The sequence below is a fragment of the Flavobacterium sp. T50_26 genome, assembly GCF_057652995.1.
This window is the reverse complement of sequence record NZ_JBYFCC010000013.1, coordinates 65,518-81,405: the sequence shown is the minus strand read 5'-3', so window position 1 is coordinate 81,405 and position 15,888 is coordinate 65,518. Positions and strand designations below refer to the sequence as shown.

At 34.8% G+C, this 15,888-nt stretch carries 10 protein-coding genes; 1 reads left to right on the top strand and 9 read right to left on the bottom strand.

The window, feature by feature from the left end; all coding sequences use genetic code 11:
* Nucleotides 1–20: 20 nt before the first annotated feature.
* From AC23MC_RS09560 to AC23MC_RS09540, 5 genes are read right to left on the bottom strand one after another with little or no spacing between them, the layout of a single operon-like run.
* On the bottom strand, nucleotides 21–1,082 hold the full coding sequence (locus AC23MC_RS09560) for a glycoside hydrolase family 16 protein (protein ID WP_487568093.1): 1,062 nt from the start codon (nucleotides 1,080–1,082) through the stop codon (nucleotides 21–23).
* A 56-nt stretch (nucleotides 1,083–1,138) separates the two neighbouring features.
* Nucleotides 1,139–2,059, bottom strand: a complete 921-nt coding sequence (locus tag AC23MC_RS09555; protein WP_487568094.1) for a hypothetical protein — start codon at nucleotides 2,057–2,059, stop codon at nucleotides 1,139–1,141.
* An 8-nt stretch (nucleotides 2,060–2,067) separates the two neighbouring features.
* Nucleotides 2,068–3,162, bottom strand: coding sequence for a PKD domain-containing protein (locus AC23MC_RS09550; RefSeq protein WP_487568095.1), 1,095 nt, complete (start codon nucleotides 3,160–3,162; stop codon nucleotides 2,068–2,070).
* Between the two features lie 12 nt (nucleotides 3,163–3,174).
* A complete protein-coding gene (locus AC23MC_RS09545) occupies nucleotides 3,175–4,689 on the bottom strand; it encodes a RagB/SusD family nutrient uptake outer membrane protein (protein ID WP_487568096.1) in 1,515 nt (504 codons plus the stop codon).
* Nucleotides 4,690–4,700: 11 nt separating this feature from the next.
* A complete protein-coding gene (locus tag AC23MC_RS09540; protein ID WP_487568097.1) occupies nucleotides 4,701–7,823 on the bottom strand; it encodes a SusC/RagA family TonB-linked outer membrane protein in 3,123 nt (1,040 codons plus the stop codon).
* Between the two features lie 347 nt (nucleotides 7,824–8,170).
* On the opposite strand from AC23MC_RS09540, the gene AC23MC_RS09535 reads away from it, so the two are divergent.
* A complete protein-coding gene (locus AC23MC_RS09535; RefSeq protein ID WP_487568098.1) occupies nucleotides 8,171–11,110 on the top strand; it encodes a helix-turn-helix and ligand-binding sensor domain-containing protein in 2,940 nt (979 codons plus the stop codon).
* A 40-nt stretch (nucleotides 11,111–11,150) separates the two neighbouring features.
* Here the strand turns inward: AC23MC_RS09535 and AC23MC_RS09530 are convergent, their stop codons facing one another.
* From AC23MC_RS09530 to AC23MC_RS09515, 4 genes are all read right to left on the bottom strand, one after another.
* Nucleotides 11,151–11,909: a succinate dehydrogenase/fumarate reductase iron-sulfur subunit gene (locus tag AC23MC_RS09530; protein ID WP_248436140.1), complete on the bottom strand. Its 759-nt coding sequence runs from the start codon at nucleotides 11,907–11,909 to the stop codon at nucleotides 11,151–11,153.
* 6 nt (nucleotides 11,910–11,915) lie between these two features.
* Nucleotides 11,916–13,925: a fumarate reductase/succinate dehydrogenase flavoprotein subunit gene (locus AC23MC_RS09525; RefSeq protein WP_487568099.1), complete on the bottom strand. Its 2,010-nt coding sequence runs from the start codon at nucleotides 13,923–13,925 to the stop codon at nucleotides 11,916–11,918.
* A 19-nt stretch (nucleotides 13,926–13,944) separates the two neighbouring features.
* Nucleotides 13,945–14,841 carry a succinate dehydrogenase cytochrome b subunit gene (locus AC23MC_RS09520; RefSeq protein WP_487568100.1) on the bottom strand — a complete coding sequence of 299 codons (897 nt, stop codon included), beginning with the start codon at nucleotides 14,839–14,841 and terminating at the stop codon, nucleotides 13,945–13,947.
* Between the two features lie 165 nt (nucleotides 14,842–15,006).
* Nucleotides 15,007–15,888 carry a hypothetical protein gene (locus tag AC23MC_RS09515; protein ID WP_487568101.1) on the bottom strand — a complete coding sequence of 294 codons (882 nt, stop codon included), beginning with the start codon at nucleotides 15,886–15,888 and terminating at the stop codon, nucleotides 15,007–15,009.

The window sequence follows — 15,888 nt, the reverse complement described above, 5'->3', positions numbered from 1 at the left end:
CTAACTCAAAACAAACTGTATTATTGATAAATTCTGATATAATCGACTTCAAAAACGGATTGTGTAAAATTTGGATCGATTGCTCCTCCAAAATTTCCACCCATGGCACAATTTATAATCAGAAAGAAGTTTTGATTGAATGGTAAATTACTATTATTAGAAAAAGTATAAAACAATTGATTATCAACATAAAATTTAATGGATGATGCTCTCCAGTCTACTGTGTAAAGATGAAATTCTGAAGAAACATTTGGAACTGTAACACTTCCACTGTCGCCATTTCCACCAGAATGACCCGGGTGGTGTAGCGTTCCGTGAATAAGGTTTTGACTATTCCCAACGTGTTCCATTATGTCAATTTCACCACAGCCAGGCCAACCCGCAGTTGAGATGTTGTCTCCAAGCATCCATAAAGCAGGCCAAGTTCCACCGCCAGAAGGCAATTTTGCCTTGATTTCTACTTTCCCGTATCGAAACGAAAATTTATTTTGTGTTTTAATTCGTGCAGAAGTATATTGGCTTCCGCTATAATTTTCTTTGATTAGTTTAATTTTTAGATGACCGTCTTCCACAATTACATTTTCCGGTCTGTTGGTATAATATTGCGATTCGTTGTTTCCCCATCCATTGCCGCCTGTTCCTAAATCGTAGCCCCAATATGCACTGTTAGGAGCACCGTTAACGTTGAATTCTTCTGACCAAATCATCGAAGAAGCTACAAAAACGGTTACTGTTATTGATTTTGATATAAAATCTGTTCCGTTATAGGCAGAAACAAAAACTTCGTAGGTAGAAATTCCACTACCTGTATACGTATGTGTATGTGTATATGTATTTGATTGCGATTCAATAACTTGACCGTTACCCAAATTCAATTTATAATTTGTTGCATTTTCGGCAGAAAAGCTAAACACTACCTTTCCGGAACCATCTCCGTTGGGATTGTTTGCATCGGCACCTACAACATTAGCTGTAAGTTGCAAATTTTTAGGCATATTACTGTTCTCAGACGAACTACTATCGCTGCTACAGGCAAAAAATGCACTTGTAATAATGAGGATAAAGGAAAGAAATTGTTTCATAGTAAATTTTATTAAAAAAACGCCCAACCCATTAATGATTGGGCATTTTGAGTTTATTAAAGAGCTGGCTTCAATTTAAGATACCAAGCATTTCCTGTTTCTGTTCCTTGCACTCTTAGGTACATGTAGTTTTCTGTTAATTCAATGATTTCGTAGCCTTTTTGTAAAGCTCCGTAGCCGATGAAACTGGTAGATCCTCCTAAAAGTATGACAGTTTGAGTTGAATCAGCAATTCCTGAAGTGGCCCCTGTAAATGTAAAAGGAGTAACTGCTCCTCCATAACTGTAACATCCTTCATCTCCAGAAGCTGGAATACCAGGAATAGAAGAAAGAGCACCGGTTTTTGTGAAAGCTCCATCTGGTGTTGCAACATTAATTTGGTAAGAATTTGAGCCTGCCAAATAGCTAAATGTAAATGTTGATGTGTAAAAACAATTGCAACACGCTACTTTTTCATCAATTGCAGAAGACCACCATTCCGGAGTAGAAGAACCTTCCCAAGGACCAACGCCTAAATGACCCGGAACATCTTTATCTACTACCCATGTTTTTGATGAATTGTTGGTTAAATAGGTTACAATTTCTGGTTCAACGTCAAAATCACTTCTAACGCTAATTTCCTTTGTAGCAGTGGTAGATGAACCACCACTTCCATAGGCTACTACTGTGATTAAATAGGTTCCCGTTGCAGAATATCTTTTAGTTATCGTTGTAGGATATAAATTGACAAGCTCTGTTTGATCAGACGTGCCGTAATGAATTTTATAACCAATGGCTCCATCGGCAGTTACACTAATGATCACATCTCCAGAACCATCACCATCCGGATTTTCTGCATTTTGACCAACAACTTCTGTGTTTATAACCAGATTTGTTGGTGCGTTTAAATCACCGAGAGAATACTCTTCTTCGGCACAATTTGTGAATCCAATTCCAACCGTGAGGAAAGAAATCAAATATAAAATTTTTGTTTTCATAGCTTTCATTAATTTGTTAATCTGATATTATCTAAGTATATAACTTCTCCTGCACCATTATCTGCATCGTTGTAACGCAAAACAAGTTGAGTAAATTGAGCATCGGCAGGAATTCCGGCAATTGTGCTAAAATCGAATGTTAGTTCTTCCCATTGGTTGGCTACAGTGTTGGCTACTTTTACAACAGCTACTCCGTTTGCAGGATTTCCTCCCACAGCCCATTCTAATTCAACATTGAGCATTTTACCCACTTCAGAAGCGTGAACTAAAACTTTTATTTTATTTCCGTTAGCAAAATCAATCGGATTATCAAGAGGGCTATAAGTTCCGCTCCAATTAGGAACATTCATTGGTTTGGTATATTGACCAACTTTTGCACTTGTGTTTAACCCTGATGGATTTGGATTATCAACTTTTGCAAAAGTTACATCGCCAAAGGTTCCAAAAAAGTAATTTACAAAATCACTTTCAAAAGTTATTGGTAATTCAAATGGATCAAAAATAATAACTTCTTCTATTAATTCAGAAGTTGCTACACCTCCACTTAAGGCTACTACTTTAAGCTGATAACTTCCCGCAGCCGGATAGGTGTGTGGAGGAAGTGTTTGTCCAACCGCCATTGGTGTTCCGGTTTCATTTGCAACATCACCATAGTAAACCAAAAAACCGTTAGCAAAATCGGCAGTAGCAGATACGGTAAGGTTGTAGCCTTCTATGATTTTTGTAGTTTCTATATTTTCAGGAGCTCTGTAGATAATTTGAAACGGAATTAAACTTTCTGTTTCAAAACCTGTAATGCTTGTTGCATTTATTTTTACAGTATAACTTCCTTCCGGATAAACGTGCGTTACGTTTTCACCTGCAGAAAGTGTTACCGGTTCTGAAGTTCCATCACCAAAATCGACAGTAAAGAATGTTGCATCGTTTCCGGTTGGTGTAATTTTAACTTCTCCTGAATTATCATTACTGATTTGGAGAGTAGAGTTAATATTATTCGGTTGAGATGAATCTACGGATGATAAATCGTCACTAATACTGTCTTCTGAACAACTTGTTGCAAATACAGCAACTAACAACAATAATATGCTTTTTATATTTTTCATGGTCTGTATATGTTAGTTATATTGTGGATTTTGAATAATTGCTGTATTTTCTAATTCTTGATAAGGAATCGGGAAAATTTCGTTTTTACCGGCTACAAATCCTCTTGAGGATAATTTTGCGGCCGCATCTCCCCATCGTACTAAGTCAAAGAAACGATGTCCTTCTCCGGCAAGTTCTTTTCTTCTTTCATCTTTAATTGCATTTAAAGAAACCGGTACAGAAGGCAATCCAACGCGTGCTCTAACAGCATCTAACAATGCTTGAGCTCTTGCTCCTGTTGCTCCTAACGCTTCTGCTTCAAGCAAATAAGTATCTGCTAGACGAATCATGTAAGTATTTTGTCTGTAATTTAAAACGGCATCACCGGCTCCGGTATGCACATCTGCTTGTCTAGGAACAAATTTGTTTAGGAAATAACCTGTGTCTTGAAATCCGGCAATATAATCTACTTCTCCGTTTTCTTTTAATGTTTTTAAATCAAGAACAGTAGCTTCAAAACGAGGATCACCCACCATAAAGTCATAAAAATCTTGTGTAAATACATTAAAACTCCATCCCGAAGGTAAGTCTGGTGCTGAAACACCTATTTTAGTATACCCTCTTGGACCAACCATAACATTCAATGAATTTCCTTCGTCGGTACCACTTCCCCAGTTACCCCAACCGGAAAGACCAACATTGGTGTGGGCTACTTCCAAAATAGATTCTTCGTTATACTTATTGGCCACTAACCATAAATCACCAAAGTTGTCTAACAATTTGTTTCCGTATTGGTTTGTTAAACCAGGTGTTCCATTTACTTGTGCTAATTGTTCTGCTGCCAAAGCATTTTTAGATTGAAATAAAAATACTTTGCCTAACATAGCCTGAGCAGCACCTTTGGTTAATCTTCCGGCTTCAGTACCCATATTTGAAATTGTTGAGGGTAAATAATCAATTGAGAATAATAAATCTTCTTCAATTTGAGCATAAACAGCTGAAGGATCAGCTTGTGGTACTGTTAAAAACTCACTTGGGTCTAGTGGAGTTGTTATTAAAGGAATATTTTTGAACATTCTAACCAATTCAAAATAATAGATTCCACGTAGAGCTCTTGCTTCCGCAATGTATTGGTTTCTTAAGTTGTCATCCATATCAGCTGCTGGGATTCTAAGGAGCAAGACATTTGCTCTGAAAATACCTTGATAATAATCACTCCAAAAACTACGCGGAATTGTATTTGTATTGATTGTAAAATTTGAAAAGGACTGAATTCCAACCCCATCTGTAGAACTACCTCCACCGGCATAATTGTCATCTGAACCAGCATTCATCATGGCAATCATATTTTCAAATCCACCGGATTGCTTTCTCAAAATATCATAAACAGATACTAAACCGCTAAAAGCCTCTTCCTCATTAGAATAATAATTCTCAGATGAAAACACACCTTGAGGTTCTATTTCAACAAAGTCGTCTGAACAACTCATTACTGCACTAAAAAATAAGATTCCCAGTACACCTTTTTTTAAATTAAATCTTTTCATAATCATTTTTATTAAAATTGAAGATTAACACCAAGCATAAATGATCTTGCTTGGGGATAGTAACCTCTGTCTATACCCATAATATTCCCTCCAATTTCAGGGTCATATCCGGTATATTTTGTTAGCGTTAATAAGTTTTCTGCTGTCATAAATAATCGAACCCTTTCTGCTCCAATTCTATTAGACAATTGACTTGGAATTGTATATCCAAGCTGTACAACTTTTAATCGTAAATAATCACCATCTTCCAAATAGAAATCCGAAGGGTTTGTGAAGTTTCCATTCGCATCATTGTTTGTCAATCTAGGGTAACTATTTGAAGTTCCTTCACCATGCCATCTTGACAAAGCATCTGTTTGGTAATTTGCGTTTTGAATATCAAGTCTTCTTAATGCTTTAAATATTTTATTTCCTCCTGCACCTTGGAAAAAAGTCATTAAGTCAAATCCTTTGTAGTCAAAATTAAGGGTTAGACCATAGGTATATTTTGGAAGAGGGCTTCCTAAGAACACTTTATCATCCTCAGTAATTGTTCCATCACCATTAGCATCAGTCCATCTAAAATCTCCCGGCTGAGCATTCGGTTGAATTAATCCGCCATCTGAATTAGTATACGCATTTACTTCGTCCATATTTTGGAAAATTCCGGCTGTTTGATATCCGAAAAATGAATTATAGGCTTCTCCTACTTGTGTCCTTGTGATTGCCCCCATTGATTGAAAACCTGCTTGACCAGTAGTAATAAATTCTTTACCAAAGCCCAAATAGGTAACTTCATTCTTGAGTGCTGAAAAAACTGCAGTGGCAGAAACGTTCAATTCTCCAATTTTTTTTCTGTAGCCTAATTCAAATTCTAAACCGCTGTTTTCCATATCAGCTACGTTTCCAAGTGGATCACCTGTTGCTCCAACATACCCAGGAATCGTAACATATTGAAGGATTCCACTAGTTTTTTTAAGATAATACTCAATACTTAATGTAAAATCGTTTGCTAATTTAGAATCAAAGCCAATGTTTAATTGCGAGGTTTCTTCCCATTTTAAATCTGGATTGTCTGGTGCACTTGGGCTATATCCTGTCCAAATAACGATTCCATCTGCTCCAAAGGTATAATTTCTACCTCCATTAATTAATGCCGCATATCCAAAATCCGGAATACCGTCATTACCTGTAATACCATAACCTACTCTTAGTTTAAAGGTATTAACAAATTTATTTTCTTTCCAAAATTCTTCGTTAGAAATATTCCATCCAACAGAGAAAGATGGAAAATTTCCATATTTATTGTTTTTACCAAATCGGGTTGAACCATCTCTCCTTATAATTCCGGAAAAAATATACTTTTCATCGTAGTTATAATTTAATCGAGCAAAAATTGAAGAAAGTCTGTGTTCATTACTATCATATGTAGTTCCCACTTTATTATCTGCAGGTAAGTCAAAATTGAAAGATGCGTCTTGATAGTTATTAATTGGCAAATCAAAATAAGTTGTGCTACTACCACTGGTTATGTTATCAACATAAGCACCTTGTCCAAATAATACTTCGAAATTATGTTTATCAAAAGTTTTTGTGTAGGAAATTGTGTTTTCAATATTCCAACCAAAAGTTTTGTGCATGTTTCTACTGTAATTATTTTGTAATGTTAATACAGAAGCATTCAAATAATATTCCGGTGTAAAACCTTGACCGCCCCAATATGCCATTTTACCACCTAGTGAACTTCTTATTTTTAAACCCTCTATTGGTGTTGTGATTTCAAGGAAAGCATTTCCAACAAAATCATCAGACCATCCAAAATGTCCTAATCTAGTTTGAGCATACGCTAATGGGTTTGTCATTTCCTGACCCACAAAATTTGAAATTCCATAAGGATTTCCAAATCCATCTCTAATAACAGGATTAGAAGAATAAGGTGTTTGATTAATTAGAACTGGATCAGTTTCAATTACTGGTGTAATTGGATCTAAGTTGATAGCAGAACTCAAAGGTCCACCAAACTCACTATTTGTATTTCCGATACCAACAGATTTTTGATGAGAATAACCTAATGTTTGACCTACAGTGAAATATTCTGATATTTTGTGTGTAGAGTTAATACGAATATTTTTCTTGTTGAAATTTGAAATTTCCGGTAACACAATCCCTTCTTGGTCTATTAATCCAAAAGATAAATAGAAAGTTGATTTATCGTTACCGCCACTTACACTCACTTCATGTGAAGAACGCTTTGCAGAATCATCAAATATTTGAGATTGCCAATCGGTCCCTCTTCCTAATGAGGATAAATCCGTAAAAATAAGATTACCACCACTAGCAACAGATCGTTCATTCATTAAAGCACCATATTCAGTAGCATTAAGCATTTCTAATTTTTTTGATGCGGAAGAGGTACCTGCAAATCCAGTATAATTTACACTAATCTTACCTGATTTTCCTTTTTTTGTTGTAATTAAAATTACACCGGAAGCAGCTCTAGAACCATAAATTGCTAATGAAGCGGCATCTTTTAGAACTTCAATTGACTCAATATCGTTTTGGTTAATATAACCAATTCCGGAGGATTCAACAATTACTCCATCAATTACCCAAAGCGGATTGTTACCTCCGTAGGTATCAAACGTTGTTATACCGCGTACACGAACGGTTGCGGCAGTACCAGGCTGACCAGAATTGCTTGCAATTATAACACCTGAAGTTCTTCCTTGTAAAGTTTGTTCAACACGACCACTGTTAGGAATCTTCTCAATATCCTTTGCTTTTAGGCTTGATATTGCACCTGTTACAACACTTTTCTTTTGTGTACCGTAACCCACAACGACCACTTCGTCAAGAGATTTATTTTCTTCATTTAAAGTTACGTTGATTGTTTTGTTTTCAGAAACGGCTATCTCTTGAGACTCATAGCCGACAAAAGAAAACACTAAAATTTCATTTGGATTGACTTTGATCATGTAATTACCATCAAAGTCGGTTGTAGTTCCCCTTGTTGTGTTCTTCACTACAACGTTAACGCCTGGCAAAGGGAGATTACCCGCACCATCCGTTACCTTCCCTTTAATTTCAATGTTTTGAGCAGTAATCATTGAAAAAGCAAAGAGAAAAAGCATGCTTAAATACTTGCTGAATTTCATAAATTTTGGTTGTTTAAATAATTTGTTAGTTTTTGCTTTTGCTATTTCTCAAAAAAGTAAAGAATTCTAAAAAAACATACCTTATAATTATGAGTAATACAATTTTAAAATCTACTCCAACGTTTTCGTTTTAATAGCAGCTTAAAATTATTGGATATTAACACCACATTAACAATGCTTTATACACTTGTATCTCATCAAACTCAAATTTATATACACTTTTCCTTCACTTAATTTTGTAATAAATTAAAATTCAATTGTTTAAATTATAAAAATATTACACTAAATTTTAAATTTTTTACTATTTTTGATGAAATTTTTAGAATTTTTCTTTCATAATTTAATTAATGACACACTTGAAAACCATTTTTCAACTTTTAGCCGGTTTTTTATTGCTAGTAAATTGTGCTGTTTTTTCTCAAAATGCAAATTATAATGAGTTAAAAATTAATCCTATAGCAAAAGTGACCAATTTTAATCGGTCAAATTTTAATGCTGATCCGCAATTTTGGGCAGCGTGTGAAGACAATGATGGAGTAATGATTTTTGGCAATAACGATGGAGCTGTTTTTTTTGATGGAAACCGTTGGAATAAAATTAACTTGCCTAACAATTCTTCTGTTAGAAGCTTATTAAAATCGAAATCAGGAAAAATTTTCGCTGGTGGTTATAACGAATTTGGTACTTTACAAAAAGATAAAAAAGGACAATATTATTATCATTCGTTAATGAATGAACTACATCTTTCAAATAAACACATAGAAAACATTTGGCAAATTCACGAACTTGGTGAATATATTATTTGCAGAACGTTTAACGGATTAATTCTCATTAAAGGAAAAACCGCTTTGTTTATACCTGCAAATGCATCCTTTATAAACTCTGCCGTTCTTAATGGCAATTTTTATGTTCAGGATGCTAAATTTGGTATTTATCAATACAATCTTAAAAATAAAGAATTAAATCTCTTGTTTGAAACAAACAAATTTAATGATGAAGAAATAGCTTCTATGCTTGAATCAAATAAGTCAGACGAAATTATTTTGTTTTCAAAGTCAGGTAACATCTACAAAAGCAATGTAAAAACCTTTTCTGTTGAAAAGTGGTTTAGTTTGTTTGAATCCAGTAGTCCGGATCAAATTTCAAAAGCTATTCGAAAAGACAGCAAGACCATTATGGTAGGAACGTTAGCTTCTAAAATTATTGAGTTTAATATTTCTACAGGAATTATTCACAAAAGTAATCCATCCTACAGAAGCTTAAAAAACGTTGCTATTCATAATCTCTTTAAATCCAAAAGCAATTATTGGGTTATTACAAATAATGGATTGTCTTATATGGATTTTAATCCGCCTTTTATCAATTTGTTTGACAAAGCTTCTGTGTATGATGTTTTAATTCATGATTCGAAAATCTATTTGGCTACAAATTCAGGAGTTTTTTATGCCGATACTACTTTTGAATCAAATTCTGAGACATATTATTCTTTTTCTAAAATTAATGAATTACAAGGTCAAACGTGGTCAATTCAGTTGGTAAATGATGACATAATTATTTCTCACAACGATGGTTTATTTGTATTGAAGGATTTAGTTCCAAAAAGAATTGGAACAGAAAGCGGTTTTTGGAAAGTTACGCCAATTGAAGGAAATCCAAATAAATACCTAGCCTCATGCTATACCGGATTATATCTTTTAGAAAAAAACAATTCAGAATGGAAACTTTTACATAAGATTTCAGGATTTGAAGAATCGGCGAGAGACATTATTTTATCTGATGAAAAGAACACATATTGGATTTGTCATGGCTATCAGGGTGTTTTTAAAGTGCATTTAAATACTGATTACACAAAAGCCATAGCCGTGGAGCATTTTACTGATAAAAATGGCTTAAAATCATTTTATAACGTTAATGTGGTTCGGTGGGAAAATGAAATTGTTTTTACAACCAATAATGGAATTTTTCAATACAACCACGAACAAAACAAGTTTCTTCCTTATGATAAGTTGAATAAAATTCTTGACCCAACTAAAAACACTCGAAAATTAATTACACGTGGCTCAAAAACATGGTTTGTTCTAAATGATGAAGCTGGCTATTTTTTTACTAAAAGCAAAAATAAATCGCTAAATAAAGATTTATTTTTAAACCTCAAAGGCTATTTTAATCGTGGTATGGAGTGCATTATTCCGCTGTCTGAAAATCAAGTGTTATTTGGTTCAAATCTTGGTTTGTTTTTTTATAATCTAAAAAATAATACCACCAACGCTGTTGTGCCTACTCATTTAACTGCGGTAAAGTACAACACCAATCAAAAACCTTTTTTAGCAACAATAAAAAGCAATTCGTCAATTGAATTACCTAATAAAACAGCCTTATTGCGTTTTGAATTTGCAGCTCCTGAAATGACAAAAGGTACACAAATTCAATTTAGCTACAAGCTAGAACCTATTGATAAAAATTGGTCGGGTTGGCAAAATTCGTCCTACAAAGAATTTACCCATTTAAACCCTGGCGATTATATTTTTAAAATTAAAAGTAGAAATTTATCCGGAATTTTAGGAAAAGAAACGAGTTATAAATTTACCATTGTTCCTAAATGGTATCAAACAAATTTTGCGTTTTTTCTTTACATTGCCTCTTTTATTTTATTTATTTATATAGTTTGGATTTTGGTTAAGAAAAAAATTGAACGAGAAAGAATCAAAGCAAGAATTGAAGCTGAAAAAACCAAAAAACTCTTAGAACTAGAATTAGAACAGCTTAAATTATTACGCGAAAAAGAAAAAATAAACGCCGCAAAAATTCACCTTGAAGAAGATGTTATCGAGAAAAGTAAACAACTTGCCAATTACACCCTTCTATTAAGTCAGAAGAAGGAATTGTTTAGTGATCTTCAATTGGATTTAAAAAGTTTGCGTGAAATCAATAAAAATGATGACTTTAGAAAAAGAATTGGTAATATGTTTCAAAAACTTCATCAAAACAAAATTGGCGAAGAATTTATGGAAATTTTTGATGTGAATTTTGAGAAAGTAAACCACAATTTCTTTGAAAAACTGAAAGAACTAAATCCATCCTTAACCAAAAGAGAATTGCGTTTGTGTGCTTTTGTGAAAATGGATTTGAGTAATAAAGAAATAGCCCCATTACTAAGTATTTCAATCCGTGGAGTAGAAAATGCTCGGTATCGAGTGCGAAAAAAATTAAACGTTCAACACGAAGAAAATTTTGCTTCTTACTTAGAAAGTTTGGTTAGCGAAGAAAAGAAAACGCATCTCGAATAAGATGCGTTTTTTCTATGCTAATTACTATTTTTTACTAAAATTATAAACTCGCTTTCAAATATTCGCGGTTCATTCTAGCTATATTTTCTAGTGAAATTCCCTTTGGACATTCAATCTCACAAGCACCAGTATTGGTACAGTTTCCAAATCCTTCTTCGTCCATTTGGCGAACCATATTTAAAACTCGTTCAGTAGCTTCTACTTTACCTTGTGGTAAAAGTGCATATTGTGAAACTTTTGCTCCAACAAATAACATGGCAGATCCATTTTTGCAAGTTGCAACGCATGCTCCACAACCAATACAAGCTGCTGCCATAAAAGCATTATCAGCATCGTGCTTTGGAACCGGAATTGTATTTGCGTCAATGGTGTTTCCTGAAGTGTTTACAGATACAAAACCACCAGCTTGTTGAATTCGGTCAAAAGCGGTTCTGTCCACCACTAAATCTTTAATTACCGGGAAAGCTTTACTTCTCCATGGTTCTACAAAAATAGTATCGCCATCATTAAACATTCGCATGTGTAACTGACAGGTGGTGATACCGGTATCTGGTCCGTGAGCACGTCCGTTGATGTACAGCGAACAGCTTCCGCAGATTCCTTCGCGACAATCGTGATCAAAGGCAACTGGTTCTTTTCTATCGTTTACTAATTGCTCATTTAACTGGTCTAACATTTCCAAAAACGAACTGGCTGTTGAAACATTATCTAGTTTATATGTTTCGATTCCACCTTTAGTTTTAGCATTTTTTTGACGCCAAATTTTAAGGGTAATATTTATATTTTTTGCTGCACTCATAGTATCTTATTTATAATTTCTAGCTGCAATTTTGATTTCTTCGTATTTCAATTCTTCTTTGTGTAGCTCTGATTTTGAAATGTCTGAACCTTTGTATTCCCAAGCACCCACAAATTTGAAGTTTTCATCGTCACGTAATGTTTCGCCTTCGGCATCTTGATATTCTTCTCGGAAGTGACCTCCGCAAGATTCGTTTCGTTGCAATGCATCCATTGCCATTAATTGTCCGAGTTCGATAAAATCGGCTACACGTAGAGCTTTTTCTAATTCTGGATTTAATTCGTCTGAAGTTCCCGGAACAAAAACATCGCTGTAGAATTCTTCTTTAAGTTGAGCAATTTCAGAAATGGCTTGTTTTAAACCTTGTTCGTTTCTTCCCATACCAACTTTATTCCACATAATTAAACCTAAACGTTTGTGGAAATGGTCAACTGTTTTGGAACCGTTATTGTTTAAAAATTTATCAATTAATTTTTTAACGTTGTTTTCTGCTTCAGCGAACTCAGGTAAATCAGTCGAAATTTTTCCGGTTCTGATTTCATCGGCTAAATAATTGGAAACTGTATAAGGTAAAACAAAATACCCATCGGCTAAACCTTGCATTAAAGCGGAAGCACCTAGTCTGTTTGCTCCGTGATCAGAGAAATTTGCCTCTCCTGCCACAAAACAACCCGGAATGGTTGACATCAAATTATAATCTACCCAAACACCTCCCATTGTGTAGTGAACCGCCGGATAAATCTTCATTGGTGTTTCATACGGATTTTCGTCGGTAATTTTTTGGTACATTGTGAATAAGTTACCGTACTTTTCTTCCAACCATTTTTTACCTAACTTGATTATTTCTTCTTCGGAAGGGTTGTGATTTCCTTGAGCATAAGCGGCTTGTTTTCCTTTGTTTTTAATTTCTGTAGAGAAATCAAGGTAAACTCCTTCGTTTGTATCATTGGCTTCAATTCCGAAACCGGCATCGCAACGTTCTTTGGCGGCTCTGGAAGCTACGTCACGAGGAACTAAGTTTCCAAAAGCAGGATATCTTCTTTCTAAGAAATAATCTCTATTTTCTTCTGCAATTTGCGTTGGTTTTAAATTTCCTGAACGAATTGCTTCTGCATCTTCTTTCTTTTTTGGAACCCAAATTCGACCGGAATTACGCAATGATTCTGACATCAACGTTAATTTTGACTGATTGGTGCCGTGAACCGGAATACACGTTGGGTGAATTTGCACATAACAAGGATTTGCGAATAACGCTCCTTGTTTATGGATTTTCCAACCCGCAGTTACGTTACTTCCCATTGCATTGGTTGAAAGGAAATATACGTTTCCGTAACCTCCTGATGCTATGATTACAGCGTGAGCTGAATGTCTTTCTAATTCTCCGGTGATTAAGTTTCTAGCAATAATTCCTCGAGCTTTTCCGTCAACTTTTACCAATTCTAACATTTCATGGCGGTTGTACATTTTTACACGACCTAATCCGATTTGTCTTGATAAAGCTGAATAAGCTCCTAATAATAATTGTTGTCCTGTTTGACCTGCTGCATAAAACGTACGTTGTACTTGAGTTCCTCCGAAGGAACGGTTGTCTAACATTCCGCCATATTCACGAGCAAAAGGAACACCTTGAGCCACACATTGGTCGATGATGCTTCCTGAAACTTCGGCTAAACGATGCACGTTTGCTTCACGAGCACGGTAATCGCCACCTTTTATCGTATCATAAAAAAGTCGGTAAACACTATCCCCATCGTTTTGATAATTTTTAGCAGCGTTAATTCCACCTTGAGCAGCAATAGAGTGAGCTCTTCGAGGTGAATCTTGAAAACAAAAAGCACTTACATTATAACCCATTTCTCCAAAAGAAGCGGCTGCAGAAGCTCCGGCTAAACCGGTTCCAACTACAATAATATCAATTTTTGGACGGTTATTTGGTGCAACTAATTTTAAATGATTTTTGTGGTTTGTCCACTTTTGAGCAACTGGACCTTCCGGTATTTTTGAATCTAACTTCATAATATATTTCTGATGTTGATTATTTACTAAAATGAATATACAGCGGGATAATTGCAAACAACAATGGTACAATTACCGCAAAAGCTTTTCCTGCAAATTTGATGATTGGTGTCCATTTTGGACTATTTAATCCTAACGATTGAAATGCACTTTGGAATCCGTGCCATAAGTGAAAAGCTAAGACTATCATCGAAAAAACATAAAATAATGTAAAAAATAAACCTTCGTTCGGAATTACTCCAAACAATTTGTTTTTGCTTTTGAAGAAGTCGAATGTAATTTTATGTAAATCTTTATAAAGTTCACCAACTTTAACATTTGCATTAATACTGTATACATCTGTACCGTTTCTCACTTCAAGTTGCTTAGGTATTACACCGTCGGGTGGAGCAGGCTCGCCAGGCAATTTTACTTGATCTAAAGGATAAAACTGACCTACACTTCTACCTACAAAATAATCAGCCTTGGTTCCAGGAGCCGTTTGAACTGGTTGAGTCATCAAAGGCATGTTTTCATCAAAATGCATTTTTGCCCAAAAATTAATCATGTGTGTGGCGATAAAAACTAAAACCAATGTTCCTAGAATAGCCATGTTTCGTGAAGCAAAACTACTATTTGCAGATGGATTAGATTTTGCATAACCCACCGGTCGAGCTTTTTTGTTTTGAATTGCCAAAAGAATTCCATCAATAGCATGGAATAAAATTGAAATGTAAGTGAGATAAGAAAGAATTTTTACTGCCGGATTAGAAGTCATAAACAATGCATACTGATTGAACTGCAATTGACTATTTGGCATCAATAATTGTAAATTACCCGCCAAATGACCTACTAAAAACAAGCATAAAAATAAACCCGTAAGAGCCATCCAGTATTTTTTTCCGATGGATGACTTTAAAAGTGCAGATTTTGCCATAATGTTGTGTAAATAAATTTTTAAAAATTTCACACAAATTTACAGCTATTTGACAATAACTACAACCTTTTCGTTCTAATTTAAAGTGATTTTAAAGAAGGATTAACAAGTGTTTAGAAATTATAGCAACAAAGGGATGCTATTTCATTAAATCATTAAACGATTTTATCTAATATAACTTGGAATCATGCCTCTTAAACCCATATCCACAACATTTTCGCCAGCTGAAGGCTCATATTTTCCGTCATTGTTTACTTCTGTCCATTCAAAACTATTGTTTATCGAAAGAGATAATGTTACCACAACATCAGAGGTTTCATTACCAACTAAGGTTAAATTATTTTCAAATTTTCCGGTTACCACACAAGAACCTTGAGGAACCGGAGATGTTTGAAACAATGGATTTGGCACAGTCGTTGCACCAGGAGGAGCTTGTCCGGAAGTCATATACGGAAACGAATCTAAAGCAAAAGCCCAATAACCTTGCAATCTATTTGCATTTACTGGAAAAACATTATTGCCAATACTATGAGAACCTATGTAAGTATTATAGCCTAAAAAACTATCTAAAGTTCCAGTATAAGTTGTTCCTTGACTAAAAACCTGAATTTTTCCACTTTGATATGATAATGAAAGTCGAACCCATTCATATGATCCTGCCATTTGTGCTGTGATGGGAATGGTTAGAAAAACCTCATTTTGACCCACAATTTTTGCTTGACTGAAATCAATCGCCATCGCTCCGCCTAAATCAGTTTCAGGAGCATGATAAAGCACTTTTCCTTGTCCTAATAATGTAGTTGCCGAAGGTGCTAGTTCTAAATAATGAGCACTAATGCTTTTCATATCAGGTGTTTGAGCTGCATTTCCATTGGGAATAACCGAAGGTTGTCCTAAATTATTCAACCTCATTTGATTTGGATCAAACTTAATTTTGATGATTAAATTAGCCGGTTCAGCAGGTCCGTCTTCGGAACTACAAGAGAAAAATCCGTAACTTATCGCTAAGAGAAAAAGTACAGAAGTCAATTTAATCAGTTTGGTCAT